This is a genomic window from Bacillus sp. D386, assembly GCF_006346415.1.
The window spans coordinates 560,514-579,017 of record NZ_VEMV01000001.1; the positions used below are offsets into that span (position 1 = coordinate 560,514).

Here is an 18,504-nt window from a genome sequence, read left to right on the forward strand (position 1 = left end):
AATTATGTAATCTCTATATGAAACGCCCGATTGTTCTTATTGGCTCTATAATATTCAACCATTGGCACTACACCTTCCTTAAAATCAGGACATAAAATGCCCCCTTCAGCTAAATCAGCCTGTGCCTGTACACAATCAAATTCTCCTTTCCAGGTGAAATAATCAAGTGATTCAACTTCCACACCCAGAAACTTTCTTATTGGCTTGATTGATAAAGCCATTTTCGTCAGCCCGAACGGCAAATACCCAATTGGTCGTTTTCCATTATACCCTTTCAAAAACAACTTATAAATATCTGTAACCGTATATGGATTAGGATCCGTTAAATGATATGTTTTTCCAGCACCTTTAGGGCTTAAAGTTAAATAAGCTGTTGCTTTTATTATATAGTCAACAGGAACCAAATTGATCACACAGGTTGACTTAGTTATATTAGGGATAATTGGAAGGTATCTGATTCTGTCGAGGAAATTTAATATAAAATATGGGCCGTCAAATTTAATGGTTTCTCCAGTTAGGGTATTTCCTTTTACGATACCCGGCCGAATGACTGTAACAGGAACATGATCCATAATCTTTCGAACAAGGACTTCTGCTTCATATTTGGTTTCTTCATAATAATTTTTAAATTTATCTGGTTTAATTAATTCATGCTCATACAGCTTTCCTTCACGTCTTCCAGCTACATAAGCTGTACTAAAATAGGTATACCTCAATAGGTTAGGAAGGGTCAATACATAATCATTTACATTGTGTGTTCCATCGACATTCACCAAATAGGCTATATTTTTTGGAACAGCTAAATCATAAATCGCAGCTAAGTGAAAAAAATGGGTAATTTCTCCCTTTTTGAAACCGCTTTCTTTTTTACTGATGTTTAAACCGGGTTTGGTGATGTCTCCTTCAATAAGGATAAACTGATTTTCATCTAAATTGAACTCGTTTATAATTTTTAATCTTTCACTGACAGCCTTATGCCACACAGACGGCAGTACAATAGCAATCACTTTATTAAATAACTGATCCTGTTTTTTTAGCTCTCTTATTAGTTGATTTGAAATAAAACCTGGAAACCCGGTAAAAAAATAGACATGTTTCATTGTTTCACTCTCCTAATCTTCTTTCCACTATTGTAAGAATATTTAGAAAAATATGTCAATGGTTAATTGTTATATAACAGAAAAAAGCAGGATTTAACCCTATATAGGCTAAATCCTGCTTAAATTTAGTTAACGTTCGTGCTGATCCATTGGATTATATAGTTCTATAGAAGGATTTTTTTCCTGGAACCAACGCAGTGCAAAGTCATTTTCGAATAAGAAAGCATATTGATCATAGCGATCGCGTACCAAAAGACTTCTTGAACTTGAAAGCTTTTCATCGATTTTTTCATTCGTTGTCCAACGGGCAATCTTGTCACCCATTCTTTCCATGATAACTTCTGTATTATACTCATTTTTCATACGGTGCTCAAATACCTCAAACTGTAACTGTCCGACTGCTCCAAGAATATAGGATTCAATCCCAACTGTTTTAAATAATTGAATGGCACCTTCCTGTACAAGCTGATTAATTCCCTTGTGAAAATGCTTTTGTTTTAATACATTTTTAGCGCTGACACGTACAAACATTTCAGGTGTAAATTGTGGCAGACGTTCGAAAGAAAATGCTTCTTTTCCTGAAGTTAGCGTATCACCAATCTGATAGGTTCCTGTATCATATAATCCGATAATATCTCCTGCTACTGCTTCAGCAATATTGTTTCTTTCCTCTGCAAGAAATTGTGTTGAATTATTAAGTTTCATAGGCTTGCCTGTTCGGCTTAATTGAACAGTCATCCCACGTTCAAACTTACCTGAGCAAATGCGCAAAAAGGCAATTCGGTCACGGTGCATCGGATTCATATTTGCTTGGATTTTAAATATAAATCCTGAAAAAGTATCCTGAACGGGTTCAACCGGCCCCACGGATGATGGTCTTGGCTGAGGCTTTGGCGCAAACTCTAAATACGTATCCAAAAATGTCTGAACGCCAAAATTAGTAAGGGCACTTCCAAAGAATACAGGAATTAATTCACCATTTCTGACTTTTTCACGCGAAAATTCATTTCCTGCTTCATTTAACAATAACACTTCTTCCAATGTTTGCTCATATAAAGGAGACTCAACAATAGAGTGATTTTCATCTTCTACTTCGCCTTCTTCATTCAATTTTAAGTATCTCTCTTCATCTTCAGCCTTAAACATTTCAATTCGGTTATAATAACGGTCATAAATACCGAAGAAGTCTTTACCCATCCCGATTGGCCAGTTCATTGGATAGGATTCTATTCCAAGCACTTCCTCCAACTCAGCCAATAGCTCAAGCGGCAATTTACCTTGGCGATCCATTTTATTAATAAATGTGAAAATAGGAATTCCTCTCATGCGACAAACCTTAAATAATTTCAATGTTTGTGCTTCAATCCCTTTGGCAGCATCAATAATCATAACTGCGCTATCAACAGCCATTAATGTACGGTACGTATCTTCACTGAAATCTTGGTGTCCAGGTGTGTCGAGGATATTAACACGGGTCCCATTATAGTCAAACTGCATAACACTAGAGGTTACGGAAATTCCACGCTGCTTCTCAATTTCCATCCAGTCGCTTGTCGCATATTTACCGGTTTTACGTCCTTTTACAGTTCCAGCGTCACGGATTGCGCCACCAAATAAGAGCAACTTTTCTGTTAACGTCGTTTTACCTGCGTCAGGGTGAGAAATAATTGCAAAGGTTCTTCTTGATTCTATCTGTTCTTTTAAATTTGTCATGTAAGCCATCCTTTTATATATAGTAAAACTTCATAAATCTATTCATCTTGGATCTACATCTCCAATGATACTTTGATGTTGTAAAAAGAAAATAACCACTTTAACAATTCTTATTAAAATCAAAATCCATCTTATCAAATATACCATGTAAAAAAATAATATGTGAATAGGCGAATCATAAGTTTTAATCAAACAGTCATATTTTCTCATATGTAGTGAATTACAGTCAATTAGTGTCCGTTTAAGTATTTCGCAATTCTTTGGGGCAAGGTAAGATAACATAAAAAAAACGAGCATTATTGCCCGTCCTTTAAGCTACTTTTTTCTTATTGGTTAATTTTTTTGTAATATAGCTGATCACGAAAGGTGCAGCTGCTGCAATAACTCTTTTTAAGATTTTACTTTTCAAGATAATCACCATCCTTATACTTACCTTACCCGTATTCGGTGGAAGATAATCACAAGATTTACGCAAGTTTACCTTATTTGAATAAAAGAGGCTATCAGAAAAGTGAATAATTTCACAAGCTTATTGATTAATTATAGAAGTCATAGTAGTTTATTTAGTAGACGTTTTTTCAGCATAGGAGGAATTTAACATCATGGAAGAACAAGGATTACAGTATTTAGTTGCCCTTGCAAAGAAAAAGAAAAGGCTGTTAGACCATTTTCCTCTTCATTATTTCTTAAGAGCGATGATGGCAGGAATATTTGTAGGGTTTGTAATCATTACCTGCTTTAGAACAGGAGAATATTTCAGGGTAGCCGACTCACCTTTTGCATACCTATTCCCGGCACTTTTCTTTGGTATCGCATTAATACTCATTATTTACGGTGGGGCAGAGCTATTTACCGGTAATACCGCTTATTTCACTGTCGCTTATATGCGTAATGAGGTAACTCTCAGAGATTTAGGCCGAAACTGGGGCGCTTGTTATCTTGGCAATGCTGTTGGGGCAATCTTCTTTGCCATTTTATTTTACCTTACAGGCATATTCAGCCACATTCCAAACGAGCATTTAATGCACGAAATTGTTTCTTATAAAATGCATGGATCTGTTTCAGCTTTATTCTTTAAAGGAATCCTTTGTAACTGGCTTGTTTGTTTAGCTTGTTACTTGCCTAGCCAAGTAAAAGGTGACGGAGCTAAAATGGCAATGATGATTGCAGTTGTATTTTTATTCTTCTCATCAGGCTTTGAACATAGCATTGCAAACTTATCATTATTCTCAATTGCATTAGTATCACCACATCCTGATACCATTACAATCGGAAATGCCATCTACAATTTGATTCCTGTTACTTTGGGTAATATTGTCGGTGGAGCAATATTTGTAGGAATGTTATATCAGTTCTTAAGTAAATCAAGCACAAAGCTTCAATTACAGGACAACATGAATAAAATCTCTGAAATCACTGAGAAAGAAAATACAAAATAATAAAGTGAACCAAGAAAAAGAAGACCAATTCATAAAGTTTGAATTGGTCTTCTTTTAATTTCAGCTCATGACGGCCTCTTTATGAATGTGAATCAATTGATACTCCTCATGCGACAATGTTTCCTCCAACAAATCCAATAAATGATAATGATGAGTGAAAAAGATAACTTGAGTTTTTTTCGATAATTCTTTTAAGATAGATAACGTAATTTTTGAACGTTCATTATCAAAGTGAACAAGAATATCATCGACAATAAATGGAATAGGTTCATTTTCCTCACAATATTTTTCTATGCTTGCAACTCTTAAGGATAAATACAATTGATCTTTTGTTCCATCACTCATCGCGTCTATTCCAATTTTCTCGTTATTTCTTAAACCCAGTAGTACTTCTTCATCCTTTTCATTATAATCAACAGTCAATCCTTCAAAGGAGTTCAGTGTTAATTTTGCAAACAGTTTTGATGCTTTTGTTAAAATCGGATTTTGATTTTCGGAACGGAAATATTCTATTCCCTTCTGTAATACAAATGTAGCTAATTTTTTTTGGACATATTGATCGGTCAATTCTGCGAGCTCAGCCAGGATACTTTCTCTTTCTTCTGCGGCCTGAACAGCTGCATATGAATTTCCCTTAATCTTTTCTTCATATTCTTTTCTGCATACACCAAAGATTTGGTTCTGTTCCGTTCTTTTCTCTTCCAAATCTGCAAGCTCTGCCTTTAATTCTGCCATTTCACTTTCCATAAAATCTAAATCAAGCTTGTCTATTTCATCCTTCATTTCTTGAATCGATAAGCCATTGCCAATCTCAAGTAACACCTTCTCCAGATTGATCAGTTCTGCAGACAGCTTTTGCTTTTGTCGATATTTATCTTCAATAATTTGCATTTCCTCGATGGTCTTTACACTTGCTGTCTGTAACAATTCATCAAGACGATTAAGCGCCATCTCTTTCTTATCCTTCGCTAACCGATATTCTTTTTTCCGTTTATCCAATTGTCCTTGCCATTCGAGTTGATTTTGCTTACACTTTTTCTGCTCCTGCAACTGATTCGTTAAATCATAGATAAAGGATTGGATATTTATTGGTTCAGGTAACTGTAACGTGTTAGCTACAATTCTGATATAATCTACATAATCCTGTACAAATAACATGCCAGCTTTTGCTTTGCTATTGATATCTGCCCATTCATCATACGTAGTAGTCAATTCATTGTACTTATCAAGCCTTTCCATTGTGTAATCAATCGGAGCCTGACTTTCAACTTGCAAGGGTTTAGTAGCATCCTCCCATGCTTCTCTCCAATTGACTAATTCACTTTGCTTGCTCGCCAGCTCCTGCTCGATTTGTTTAAGATCAGCAGCCTTGCTCTTCCACTCTTTTTCCAATGAATTCTTCTCATTGAAACGCTCTGTTGCTAAATGGACTACTCTATTTGCTTCTCTTATTAAGTCTGTGAGTGTCCATTCTGACACTTGAGTATCTAGATCATCGATTACTTCTGACAGGGCAAGGTATAAACGGCTTTTGATAGCCAATCGTTTTTCTGTCAGCTCATCCCAAAGTTTCTGTTTCTTTTTATATTCGCCTTGATTCTGCTTAATAACCGTGTATTTTCTTACCCATTCTTTCATTTCAGTTGGCGATAATGGCTCAATACCGAACGGCTGCCATAGCTCATTCCACTGTTGAAAAAACAGATTCATCTCATCTTTAAGGAACTGCAGCTGTGTCTCTGCAGCTGCAATTTTGGTTTCAGATCTCTTTATATCCTGCAACGACTTATTCTTCATGCCCACCTTTGCAGATTCTTTCCACATAGTATCTGAAAGTTCATCCGTTGTTTTTAAATCATGCTCAAATTTTTCTTCTACCTCTTGCTGACTGCAGTATTCCTTAATTGCTTCACGATCAATGTCTTCACCTTTAAGTTTATTCTTAATTAAGCTCCAACCATGGTCGCGAATCTGACGGGTTCTCTCTAAATCATCTTCTGTAGGAATAACAGACAAGGCTTCTAATTCAGCAATCGATTTCTCCGCTTCCAAAATAATCGTTTTTTCAACCTTAATACTGCGCTCTAAATTTGTTTTATCTTCATTAAATCTTTCAAGTTGCCCGATGTACTGATTAATAGTTTCTTCTAAAATGGAAATGTAAAAGGAATCAAACTCCTCTACCGAACCATCCCATAGTGGTAAATAGTTTAGCTCTTCCATTGATTTGTCTTTAAGATCCTTCATTTCCTCTGATAAAACATCTATGGTTTTTTCAATATTTCCTTCTATCTGGGCATGGTCAAGCACAAGTTTAAGCTTGGCAATATTCTTTACTTCTCCAAAACCTTCCCATTCCGCACGCTTTAAAGCAACAGTTTCCTTTAGACTTTCATGTCGTTTATTTATTTCTTTTATCGTTTCATGTAAAATCCCATATTGCTTATAAAGCATACGGATTTTTTCTTTGCGAGAAATGGCAATTCTAAAATCCTCAATATTGACACTATCTACCCTACTATAGCCCAGCTTAAGGAGAATATCGTTCATCCGATTGAGTGCCTGCTCAGCCTTTGCCTCATTTACATGTAAGTCTTTATTCTCTTTCTCGTATGCACCAACTTGGCTGAAAAGAGATTGAATCCTAGACTCACATGTTAAAAGTTTTTCATCGATATCCAGTTTGGCTAACTTCTCTTCAAGCGCCATTATTTCTGTATTGGATATTTTGGCATTTTCATCAGCATGTTTTAATTCATTTAATACATTTTCTCTTTGTAAATTAAAATCGTTGGGTAAATCCGGAATTTCAGTGAAGCTCTTTTGTTGCTCTATTAATCTGTCTCTTTCAATAAGAATAGGAGCAGCTTGGTTTAACTTCGATAATTTTTTTAGAGTTGCGTCTACCTGGAGGTAATGCTCTCTTAATTCATCCAGCTGTTTCTTACCATGAAGATAATCATCCTCCAGCTGCATCCATTGTCTGGCGAGCATTTGCGAATCATTAAGTCGGCGAGTTAACTCTTTTTCTTTCTTTAATAATTCGTTTATTTTTGGTTTTGAACCACCTGATTTATATAATTCTTTACTTGCCGAATCAAATTCCTGCATAATTTTCTTTACTGTATTTATCCCTGAAGCTGCAGCAAATAAGCTCTCTCCGACGCTTCCATTTGACTCAAGCAAAGCTTCTCCGCCTTCTCGCAAAGTTTCATGATTGAGTGCAAACATATTTCGGAATGTTTCCTCTGACAGCACATTTATATACGGTAATAAAACATTATCTGGTAATGCTTCTCCCGCCTCATTAAGAATGGTCTTTGACTTTCCTTTCCTTCGTATGAAGGACAGAGTATTACCCGATGAATTGGATAGGCGGGCCTTTATACGTAAATTGGAATTGGGATGTAAAAATGAATCCTTAGAATTATGCGGAATGCCATACAAGAGTTGAGTAATAGAACGCAGCATAGTACTCTTTCCAGCTTCATTATTTCCATACACTACGTGTAAAGATTGATTTGGCTGAAAGTTAACCGGGTAATCAGTAAAATGACCAAACGCAGTCAGATTTAACTCTTCAAAACGCATGCCTTATTTACCTCCTTCCATTTGTAACTCAAGGCTCACCAGTTGTTTAACTTCCTCCAGTTTTTCTTCCAGCATGGCAACTGAATCAGGAATAACCATATTCTCTCCTCTTTTTAAATCGGTCGGTAATACGTTAGTAATCGCAGAAAACTCTTTTCTTACATCTTCGAGCAATTCATCCATATCACTTTTCTCAAGCCAGTTAAAAATGGAGGTCACTGGGTTATTTTCATCAGAGAAATGATTGGACTCTAACGGTGGAGCCGTTTTATTCTTTATTTTCTCTATCCATATTTGCCCATGTCCAACGGCAAAAGCTGCAGATCTAATGTCATTTAATACTTTTTCTTTATTTTTCATAAGCTCCTGATATAAAGAAGTATTGCCACTGACGACTACTCTGGCTGCGAGCATTCTACCATCTGCAGTATCTAGGTAATTTTCCAGCTGCTCTTCGATTTTCTGGAGAAATTGATCGTAATCACCAAGGGGGGTCGCATCTATCTCAATGATCTCCCAGCGTAATACATCCAGTGATATATGATTTAATTCCTGTATCTGACCATCGCTAACTTTAATCAAGGAACATCCTTTTGGACCTGTCTCTTTGCTGTGCCGGCTTTGAATATTGCCTGGAAAGAGAATGACTGGGTTTTTCTCACATAAAAACTCCCGTTTATGAATATGCCCAAGAGCCCAATAGTCATATTCTTTCCCCTTCATGTCCTCTATGGAACAGGGGGCATAATTCTCATGTCCTTCCCGGCCTACTGCCGATGTATGCAAAATCCCAATATTGAAATATCCATCTTCCTTTTGCGGATAGCTTTTAGCAAGATTATCTGTTACAGCACGTGTTGAAAATCCTTGACCATGTAGGGCCACTCCAAGTTCATCTATAAACATACTTTTGCATTTTTTATCATCAAAAATATAAACATTATCAGGAAGTTTTATTTCTTTAGTAATGATACTTGCTGCATCATGATTCCCTTTAATCATATAAACAGGGATTTGATGCATTTTTAGCCTTGCCATTTCGTTTGCAAAAAAGAGACCTGTATTGTAATCCTTCCAATCCCCATCATATAAATCACCTGCAATAATGATGAAATGCACTTTTTCTTTAATAGCAAAATCAATCATATTTTTAAATGCATCTCTGGTAGCACTGCGCAACTTTTCGACTGGTGCTCCTTCATATCTTGATAAACCTTTTAATGGACTATCTAAATGGATATCAGCAGCATGGATAAATGTAAAGTTCACAAAGTCTCCCCCTTTCCTCATCCTCATAATCATAGAATAGCATAAAATGGTATACACTAGAGCCCTGAACCTAACACTCCCAAATATTCACAGCTATATACAACACCTACCAAAAAAAGAACAAATGTTCTTATTTTTATTATATAAAATCCATTTGTATTTGTCTCTACTATTTCTATGTAAAAATCAGGATATTCCTTGAAACCTTTGATATAGTTAATCGTAGATACATATATGATAAATAAAAGGAGAGGTAAATAAATGAATTCATATACGGAAACCAATAAATATCACATTCCAGCCGTTATCAGAACTTTCGCTTTATCATTAGCTATTTCTTTAATTGGCTTTATTGTAGGTAATTTTGTTCCTCCATCCTTGTTCTTGCCACTGATGATTATAGAATTCGGTATGCTTATTGCGGCGTTTTTTGTGAGAAGAAGGAAAATTCTCTCATATAGTTTCTTATATGCGTTTACTTTTATATCAGGCATCACCTTATATCCTGTAATCGCAAACTATTTAGTAACAATAGGACCGCAGCCCATTATCATGAGCTTGGCTGCTACAGTAGTTGTATTTGGCGGACTCTCTCTCTACGCCGCGACAACAAAGCGGGATTTAACATTTTTAAGCGGATTTCTGTTAGCCGCATTGCTCGCCATCCTGGTTATTGGGATTTTCAATATTTTTTCACCTTTATCTTCTACTGCCATGCTTGTCTATTCATTTATAGGTATACTCGTATTCAGCGGATACGTATTATATGATGTGAACCGTATGAAACAGTACGGAGTACCTGAAGATGAAATCCCATTGGCTGCACTCAATTTATATCTTGATTTTGTTAACCTGTTCCTTTTTATCCTTAGATTTATTGGTATTTTATCTTCGGATGATTAGGCAAAAAAGAACTGTGAATAACCTTCACAGTTCTTTTGTATATATATTCCAATCCATTTATAATAAGCATTTAAGAACACTTAATGTACATAATTTCTCATCCTGTGTGGCAAAGTAATTGCATAGAACTGCTTAGAGAGATGAGGGAATTAAATGAGTTCACAAACGGATACCGATAAAATTAGTTTTTGGTGTTTGGCCAGTATAGCAGCAGTGCCACTAATAATGACATTAGGTAATTCAATGCTTATCCCTGTTCTACCTATTTTAGAAAAGAGAGTTGGAATCTCCTCTTTCCAATCCAGTTTGATTATTACAAGCTATTCAATCGCCTCCATCCTTTTAATACCGATTGCAGGATATTTATCCGACCGTTTTGGGAGGAAAATGATCTTACTGCCTAGTTTAGTTTTAGCTTTTATCGGCGGGCTAGTATCAGGCTTTGCCTCTTGGAAAATGGAAAATCCATTTATGGTCATTATAATAGGACGAATCATTCAAGGAATAGGATCATCTGGTGCTTTTCCAATCATATTACCCTTAGTTGGCGATCTTTTTAAAGACGATGATAAAGCAAGCTCTGTTCTGGGAATTGTGGAAACATCCAATACCTTTGGAAAAGTTTTAAGTCCCGTACTTGGAGCTGCATTAGCCATTTCTCTATGGTTTCTTCCTTTCTTTGCTATCTCTTTTTTAAGTTTAGTCACATTTTTTATGATTCTTTTTTGTATAAAGTTGCCAAAGAAAACAGAAGAACCTCCTACACTAAAAGAATTTTTAAAGGATACCAAAAAAATATTTAAGAAGGATGGGTCATGGTTATACAGTGTATTCCTGACAGGGGCATTCGTCATGTTAATATTGTTTGCCATCCAGTTTTATTTATCTTCCATACTTGAATCCAAGTATGATATTCATCAAATTAAAAAGGGACTTGTGCTTGCTGTTCCCCTATTTTTCTTGTGTGTTGCTTCATTTATCACCGGAAAAAAAATAAAAGATAATATTAAATTAATGAAAATCCTAATTCTGGCTTCTATCATTGTTAGCGCGATTGCCATCACCTTTACAACTTATTTCGATAATATCTATATATTAATCGGAGTATTATCGATTTTTGGTGCCGGCCTTGGGACGATTTTACCGTCACTGGATGCAATTATTACTGAAAACATCGATAAAAAACAAAGAGGAACAATCACATCTTTTTACAGCTCGGCACGATTTTTTGGTGTAGCAGCAGGTCCTCCACTCATGTCTTATTTTATGAAGCATAATCAATCTTATCTTTTTTATAGCTTTGGTGCTATTTCATTGATTTTATTCTTTATTGTTCTCAAATTTATAAAGAGTGATGAAAAAGCAGCTACCTAAAAAACATGTCCCACGCCTATATAGGCAACTGGGACATGTTTTTTAATGTTATAATTATATCGGAAATTATCTTCATAAAAGGAGTGATTTGCTTTGTCACAATCAGGATGTTTAAATGTGGAAGCCTTGATGCCAGCCAAAAAGAAGTTTCTATGACAGGAACCGGTCTGTCAAAAATGTTTGATATTCAAAATAATCAATTTCTCGTAGTTTAATGCAATCATTGTGGCTATTCGGAGTTTTATAATAAAAAGTCCTCTGCTAGCAGCAATGTTTTAGACATTTTCTTTAGAGGATGATCATCCCTCCCTTCTCCTCCGTCTTACTTATGGCAGTAATCCATACCTTCCTCAAAATTAGATAACTCAATCCTCCATTTATAAGATAAAAACTCAATTAATCCTCTTAGGATAAATTTCCTGTTTTTTATTCATTACACGTTAAAAACGGTTACCTTCTTTTGTACAGGGAATGAACATAATAAGGATTTCCAAAGCCTTAATTACCAGTCAAGGAGGAATTATATGCAAAATACCAAGATGAAAGCAATAGTAATAGAAGAGTATGGCGGACAGAATGCTTTAAAAGAAAAAGTAGTTGAAAAGCCGCCTCTATTAGATAATCAGGTCTTAATCGAAGTAAAAGCTGCATCCGTCAATCCAATTGATTGGAAATTAAGAGAAGGCCATCTTGCTGATCAATATGCATTCGAATTCCCTATTATATTAGGCTTGGACGTTGCAGGAATTGTTAAAGAGGTTGGTAAACACGTCGTTGATTTTACAAATGGAGACAGGGTTTTTGCACGTCTCGATACAACTCGTTATGGAGCCTATGCTGAATACACAGCTGTTGATGAATTACTAATTGCGAAAATCCCTGATAATTTATCTTTTAAGGAGGCTGCATCCGTCCCATTGGCTGGAATGACGGCATATCAGTGTTTATTTGATGCATTGGAAATTATGGAAGGACAGAAAATTCTTATTCATGGTGGTGCAGGAGGTGTTGGTTCGTACGCAATCCAATTAGCTAAACTTAAAGGAGCCTATGTAGCCACCACAGCCAGCAAAAAAAACCATGGATTTCTAAAGGAATTAGGAGCCGATCTATGCATTGACTACCATACCGAAAATATAGAAGATAAATTGACAAAATACGATGCTGTTTTAGATACAATTGGGACATCCGTTCAAACTGCCAGCATGAAAATCCTACGTCGAGGCGGCAGATTGGTATCCATTGTAGACCCGCCAAACGAACAATTAGCCAATCGTTATGGCATTACGGAAGAATTTGTATGGTTAAACCCAAATGGTAACCAGCTAAAAGAATTGGCTAAGCTTCTTAGCGAGGGAAGATTGAAACCAGTAGTTGGTGAAACCTTCCCTTTAAATGAAAAAGGTGTTAAAAATGCACACGAATTAAGTGAATCCTCTCATGCGAGAGGAAAAATAATCTTAGTAGTTGATTAATATTTAGTTATTTCTTGGGAAATGATAAATAAAGCAGGCAGAGGAGTCACGTGTACGTACCTTTGCCTGTCTTTTTCATTGGCTCAATTGCATGTAAAAAGAGGCCGCTGTAAGTCATTAAATAACCTACGAACAGCCCCTTCCCTAATTTATGCTTGACCTAAAAGAGGTCATACCACTATTTTATAGTATCTAAACCCGTATTAGATTTAACCAAAATTTCATCGAACTTCGCTTCATCTTCCTTCTTACGAGATAATAATGTCCCTACAAATCCAGCCAGAAACCCTAGCGGAATGGATACCAGACCAGGTGTTGACAAAGGAAATAAAGGGTCACCAACCAGTATCGCCGCTCCAGCTTCCGGATTAAACACGTTAGGGCTGACTAAAACAAGTCCAACTGAAGTGATTAAACCTACTACCATTGCACTGATAGCACCAGTAGTGTTAAATTTCTTCCAGTAGATTGTATAAATAATTACAGGTAAATTTGCACTGGCAGCCACGGCAAAGGCTAATGATACAAGAAAGGCGACATTTAAATTTTGTGCTACTAAAGCCAAAAGAATCGATAAGACGGAAACACCAACAGATGCATATCTTGCCATCTTAACCTGCTCTTTTTCAGTTGCCTTTCCTTTTCTCAATATTTCATTATAAAAATCATGGGCAAACGCAGATGCCCCAGTTAATACAAGACCAGCAACAACGGCCAATATTGTCGCAAATGCAACTGCCGAGATAAAAGCAAACAATATATCCCCACCAATAGCCTTGGCTAGTAATGGTGCTGCCATATTCCCTGCTGCATTCGCGTTTACTATATCAGCATTACCCACAAAAGCTGCTGCTCCAAATCCAAGGAAAATGGTCATGACATAAAAAATCCCAATGATCCAGGTAGCATATACAACTGAGCTTCGCGCTGTTTTAGCATCCTTTACCGTAAAGAATCGTACAAGGATATGTGGCAAACCAGCGGTTCCAAGAACAAGTCCCATTGTTAGCGATAATGTATCTAGGCCATCAGTGTATTTTACCCCCGGATTCAGGAACGCCTCCTTTAATGGAGTAGCTGTACTCATCTGTTCAAACATACTTGCAATATTAAAATTAAATTTGGCAAAAACGATGAATGAAATGATAAAGGTCCCTGCCATCAGTAATACAGCTTTGACAATTTGAACCCAGCTAGTAGCATGCATGCCACCAAAAATAACGTATATGGTCATGAGAGCTCCAACAATTAAAACGGAGGTGGCATATTCTAAGCCCAGCAATAATTTAATCAGTGCTCCTGCCCCTACCAACTGAGCAATCATATAAAATATAGAAATAGACATCGTATTAAAAGCAGCTACACCACGTATTTTTTTTGCATCAAACCTTGCTGCCAGCATGTCTGCCAATGTATATTTGCCCAGATTTCTAAGTGGCTCAGCCACCAAATAAAGTACAACCAAGTAAGCGACCAAAAAACCTATACTATAAAAGAAGCCATCAAAACCTGTTAAAGCGACTGCACCGGCTATTCCCAAAAACGAAGCTGCAGACATATAATCACCCGCTATTGCTAAGCCATTTTGCCAACCGGTCAGACCACCTCCTGCTGTGTAAAACTCACTCGCATTGTTTGTTCTTTTAGAAGCCCAATAAGTAATGAGCAAAGTAACAAATACAATAGCGAGAAACATAAAAAAAGCCGTATAATTCATCTACTGTTTACCCCCTATTTTCAACACCTTATCACTTAAGCGGTCAAATCTGGTTGCTCTTTTAGAATAGATCATACATAACGTCCACGTCATAATAAACTGTGCAAATGCAAATACCCACGCCCAAGTGATATGTCCATAGAAAGAATTATTCAGCACCGATGAATAGGATGTCATTATGGGAAGTGCAAAATAAAAGATTAGGAAAAACAAGGTTAAGGGTATTATAAATTTTTTCTTTTCATTTAAAAGTTGTTGAAACTCTGGACTTTTTACAATAGCCGAATAATCCCTTTTCCCCTTTTGTTCCTCCTTGGATAACATTTTTTCTTCCATCTTAATCCCCTTTCTAATATTTAATTGAAACGCTTACAAAATATTCTAAATATTATAAACACTATTAGTATACTTCATTCAGAGCCTTTGGTAAATCAATATTTAGGCTTATTTTTATACAAGTTAAAATGAGGTTTGAATATGGGAGACCGTTTATTGAAAAAGGATTTACATACAGCAATTCCAGTCAACTAAACACTACAAAAAAGAGTTATTTAAGTAAGGATGTTGCTAATAGCATATAAAAAAGAGATAGCTTTTTGCTATCTCAGTGGTTGAAAGAAGTATTTACCTTTTATCCAGATGATTCTTTAGAATTTTATAAATGAGAATACCAGCTAAAATCCCCACCAATGAAAAAATAATCCCTTTAAGGATGTCTTGTGGTTCATTTAAGTCTTGTTTAAATTCATATTCTTCTCTTCTATCTGCTTTCACATATTGACCATCGGATTCTTGTACGACTAACGCTTCCTCTGTACTAACCTCTTTAATAGTAAAGTATTTAGTACCTTTCGGATAAGCATTAGAAAAATTACCCGATTGCGGTTCCATATCCGAATACTTTGTTACTTGTCCAATTTCATCCCCAATTTCGGTCACAGATTCTTCACTTACCTCATAGACATACCCGCCCCAAACCACAAACGGATATAACCATTTAGTTGCCATTGCTTTTGCTGGTAAAAATGAAGTAAGTAAAACAAATAAGACTGTAATCAAAAGCAGATATTGTTTTTTCAACTACATTCCCCCTTTTTCGGGATTATCACTCATTATTCAAGTTTCATTGGTAGTATTGTCGAACTAGCCTACCACAATCTTTAGTTAATTATCATCATTTTTATAATACTAGAAAATGGAAATTCTTTTTTTTCAAGAGCAACAAAAAAAGAGGCCATTGGCCTCCTTTAAAATCAATTTATATAATTCGTAGGATTTATAGCATTGGCTTTACTTTGTGTCCAAGGTCCTTTATGAAGCTCAAAGTGTAAATGCTGGCCTGTTGAACGTCCAGTATTCCCCATCAAACCGATCTGTTGACCCTTGCTGACAGTTTGTCCAGTACTTACTCTCATACTATTGTCTCTCATATGCGCATACACAGTTGTGTATTGTTGTCCATTAATATAGTGAGTGATAAATACTACATTACCATAACTGGAAGATTTGTAAGCTCTAGATACAACACCGCTTGCAGCTGCCACGATTGGAACAGTACCAGATGTTGCAATATCAACTCCGCCATGTGATTTTCCCCATCTTGGACCATATCCAGAAGTATAATACCCTGCAGATGGTTTCATGAACATGCCAGATGAGCTGCTTGAAGCTGGTGCACTGTATGTTGGTTCACTGACTTTTGGTGCACTAGATTTTTTAACAGATGAACTTCCTGTAGATGCACTAGAAGAGGATTCACTCTTTTTAGCTTCCTCTGCTCTTTGTGCTGCAAGTTCAGCCTGACGTTTTTTTTCTGCAGCCGCCTCAGCCGCTTTTTGTCTGGCAACTATAGCCTGACGTTCTTTTTCCTGCGCAATCGCTTTGCTTAAAGCTGTTTCTTGGCCAGCTAAGATAGAAGATTCTTCTTCCATACTTAATTTATGCTCTTCCAAGTGTTTCTCTTCAAGTTTAAGCTTTTTCATTAGTTTATTTTTTTCTTGCTTCTGATTTTCTTGTTTTGCCTTCAAATCTGTTAATTCTTTTTTCATAGATTCTAAACTTTGAAGCTTAGTTTCTACTTCTTGCTTTTTCTTCTCTAAATCCTTTTTATCTTTTTCTTGTTCAGCGATTAGATCATTATCAGCTTCCATTATTGTAGATACGGCATTCACCCGTTCAACAAAGTCGCCAAAGCTGCTCGCTCCCACTACAACTTCCAGATAATTCATCTTACCGCCTGTAACCTGATAGGATCTAGCACGTTCTTTTAATAATTCTGTTCTTGCTTCAATCTTCTCTTCAAGTACTACGATATCTTTTCTTAATTGTTCAATATCCTTTTTTGTGTTATCAATTTTTGTATTTATCTTGTCAATTTTTGAATTCGTTTCAGTAATCTCTGATTCCAGCTTTTTAAGTTGTGCTGTTAAATCAGTTTGCTGATCTACTACATGACCGATAGATTCGTTTGTTTGATTAATATCTTGATTTACTTTCTCTTTTTCGCCTCTAATTTGATTCTCTTTTTTCTCTAATTCTGATAAGGATGCAGCCGTAGCATATCCTCCTGATAATAATGACCCTGCACCAACTGCTAAAGCAATGTTAAACGCAATAAATGACTTCTTCAAGCAATGATCCCCTTTCAATGTCTCACATGTTAGTTTGTATCTTGCTTCTCTCTATATAAGTGACTATTAAAATAAGCGACTATTAAAAATTCATATATATAATTGCCAATCAAACCAATGATTGGTACTGCCTTATTATATCAATCTGACAATTTTTTTCTACCATTCAAACATTACATTTATATTTCGCGGAATTTCGATCTTGTAATATATTTAATAAAGTCCATTTTTCTAGTAATTTCGACATACTTTTTGCTAATAAAGCTACAATTCGCTATTAAAAATGAATCTTTTCACCCATAGAAATAAACCTGGTCTTTCAAAAGGAAAACAAAAGTTTATATTTTCTGAATTATTGGATAATAATAAAAAGCCTGTTTCTTTACAGAAACGGCTTCTAAAACAAGCTTATCTATTCAAAATAAATCAGGAAGTCTCTTTTTTCCTGCGTGGGGCTCTTTTTCTGGCTGGCTTTGTTGCTGGTTTTGTTTGGTCAATAGATGCCTGGAGTGCTGCCATAAGATCAACAACATTTGATGCTGTTTTCTTTCCAGCTGTAGGTGTGACCGTATCGGATTGTTTTTTCTGCTCAATCAATTCAAGTAAAGCTGTCCGGTATTCATCATGATATTTAGATGGATCAAATGTGGTAGTCAACTGATCGATTAATAAAATAGCTGTATCCAATTCCTTCTGTACAATTTCTTCAACAGCGGGGATATTGGGTACATCTGCAGCTTTTCTTACCTCATCAGGAAAATGAATGGTCTCCATTAGTAAAGTATTTTCTAAGATTCTGACCACAGCGAGCGACTCCTTTGCACGGATCGTAATTTTCGCCAGCCCAACTTTTCCTGATTCCTCCAACGCCTTCCTCAACAGGGAATAAGCTTTTGTACCGCCCTCATTTGGTGACATATAATAACTCTTATCAAAATAAATAGGATCGATTTCATCTATTTTGACAAAATCGATAATTTCAACTGCCTTGTCCTCTTGCTCTTTCTTCAATTTTTCCAGTTCTTCATCATCGAGCACAACATATTTTCCTTTCACGTACTCATAGGCTTTAACAATATCCTCTTGGCTCACCTCTTCTCCGCAAACTGAACATACTTTCGAATATTTGATAGGCGCATGGCATTTATTATGTAAGGTGCGCAGGGATATATCTTTATTCTCCGTTGCCGCATGAAGCTTTATTGGTATACTGACAAGACCAAAACTAATGGTTCCCTTCCAAATTGTATGCATAAATACACCTTCCTTTTTTTGTATATTATATCCAAACTA

Annotated in this window: 13 protein-coding genes and 1 pseudogene; 5 read left to right on the forward strand and 9 right to left on the reverse strand. The window is 36.1% G+C overall.

The genetic code is table 11. The features are described from left to right. Nucleotides 1-2: 2 nt before the first annotated feature. Together FHY45_RS02700 and FHY45_RS02705 are read right to left on the reverse strand one after the other, a co-directional pair. Nucleotides 3-1,100, reverse strand: a complete 1,098-nt coding sequence (locus FHY45_RS02700) for an SDR family oxidoreductase (RefSeq protein ID WP_139891324.1) — start codon at nt 1,098-1,100, stop codon at nt 3-5. A 129-nt stretch (nt 1,101-1,229) separates the two neighbouring features. Then, nucleotides 1,230-2,813 carry a peptide chain release factor 3 gene (locus tag FHY45_RS02705; protein ID WP_066100986.1) on the reverse strand — a complete coding sequence of 528 codons (1,584 nt, stop codon included), beginning with the start codon at nt 2,811-2,813 and terminating at the stop codon, nt 1,230-1,232. A gap of 602 nt (nt 2,814-3,415) precedes the next feature. On the opposite strand from FHY45_RS02705, the gene FHY45_RS02710 reads away from it, so the two are divergent. Continuing rightward, nucleotides 3,416-4,252 carry a formate/nitrite transporter family protein gene (locus FHY45_RS02710; protein WP_066100989.1) on the forward strand — a complete coding sequence of 279 codons (837 nt, stop codon included), beginning with the start codon at nt 3,416-3,418 and terminating at the stop codon, nt 4,250-4,252. 60 nt (nt 4,253-4,312) lie between these two features. On the opposite strand, the gene FHY45_RS02715 is transcribed toward FHY45_RS02710, so the two are convergent. Further along, nucleotides 4,313-7,843 carry a YhaN family protein gene (locus FHY45_RS02715; RefSeq protein WP_139891325.1) on the reverse strand — a complete coding sequence of 1,177 codons (3,531 nt, stop codon included), beginning with the start codon at nt 7,841-7,843 and terminating at the stop codon, nt 4,313-4,315. 3 nt (nt 7,844-7,846) lie between these two features. After that, entirely contained in the window at nt 7,847-9,112 is a 1,266-nt protein-coding gene (locus FHY45_RS02720; protein ID WP_066100993.1) for a metallophosphoesterase family protein, read from the reverse strand. 261 nt (nt 9,113-9,373) lie between these two features. Here FHY45_RS02720 and FHY45_RS02725 point away from each other — a divergent pair, with 261 nt between their 5' ends. The 4 genes and pseudogenes from FHY45_RS02725 to FHY45_RS02740 all read left to right on the forward strand — a co-directional run bounded on the left by FHY45_RS02725 (nt 9,374) and on the right by FHY45_RS02740 (nt 12,864). Beyond that, a complete protein-coding gene (locus FHY45_RS02725; protein ID WP_066100995.1) occupies nt 9,374-10,015 on the forward strand; it encodes a Bax inhibitor-1/YccA family protein in 642 nt (213 codons plus the stop codon). 153 nt (nt 10,016-10,168) lie between these two features. Beyond that, a complete protein-coding gene (locus FHY45_RS02730) occupies nt 10,169-11,389 on the forward strand; it encodes an MFS transporter (RefSeq protein WP_066100997.1) in 1,221 nt (406 codons plus the stop codon). 93 nt (nt 11,390-11,482) lie between these two features. Then, a pseudogene (locus tag FHY45_RS02735) lies at nt 11,483-11,688 on the forward strand (zinc ribbon domain-containing protein). A 225-nt stretch (nt 11,689-11,913) separates the two neighbouring features. After that, nucleotides 11,914-12,864, forward strand: coding sequence for an NADP-dependent oxidoreductase (locus FHY45_RS02740; RefSeq protein ID WP_306821536.1), 951 nt, complete (start codon nt 11,914-11,916; stop codon nt 12,862-12,864). A gap of 178 nt (nt 12,865-13,042) precedes the next feature. On the opposite strand, the gene FHY45_RS02745 is transcribed toward FHY45_RS02740, so the two are convergent. From FHY45_RS02745 to ku, 5 genes are all read right to left on the reverse strand, one after another. Further along, nucleotides 13,043-14,581, reverse strand: coding sequence for a solute symporter family protein (locus tag FHY45_RS02745; protein ID WP_139891326.1), 1,539 nt, complete (start codon nt 14,579-14,581; stop codon nt 13,043-13,045). After that, a complete protein-coding gene (locus FHY45_RS02750) occupies nt 14,582-14,917 on the reverse strand; it encodes a DUF485 domain-containing protein (RefSeq protein ID WP_066101009.1) in 336 nt (111 codons plus the stop codon). It abuts the gene before it with no gap. 288 nt (nt 14,918-15,205) lie between these two features. Beyond that, nucleotides 15,206-15,661, reverse strand: coding sequence for a hypothetical protein (locus tag FHY45_RS02755; RefSeq protein ID WP_139891327.1), 456 nt, complete (start codon nt 15,659-15,661; stop codon nt 15,206-15,208). A gap of 173 nt (nt 15,662-15,834) precedes the next feature. Continuing rightward, nucleotides 15,835-17,211: a murein hydrolase activator EnvC family protein gene (locus tag FHY45_RS21090; protein WP_139891328.1), complete on the reverse strand. Its 1,377-nt coding sequence runs from the start codon at nt 17,209-17,211 to the stop codon at nt 15,835-15,837. A 426-nt stretch (nt 17,212-17,637) separates the two neighbouring features. Continuing rightward, on the reverse strand, nt 17,638-18,465 hold the full coding sequence (gene ku, locus FHY45_RS02765; RefSeq protein ID WP_066101014.1) for a non-homologous end joining protein Ku: 828 nt from the start codon (nt 18,463-18,465) through the stop codon (nt 17,638-17,640). Nucleotides 18,466-18,504 lie beyond the last annotated feature (39 nt).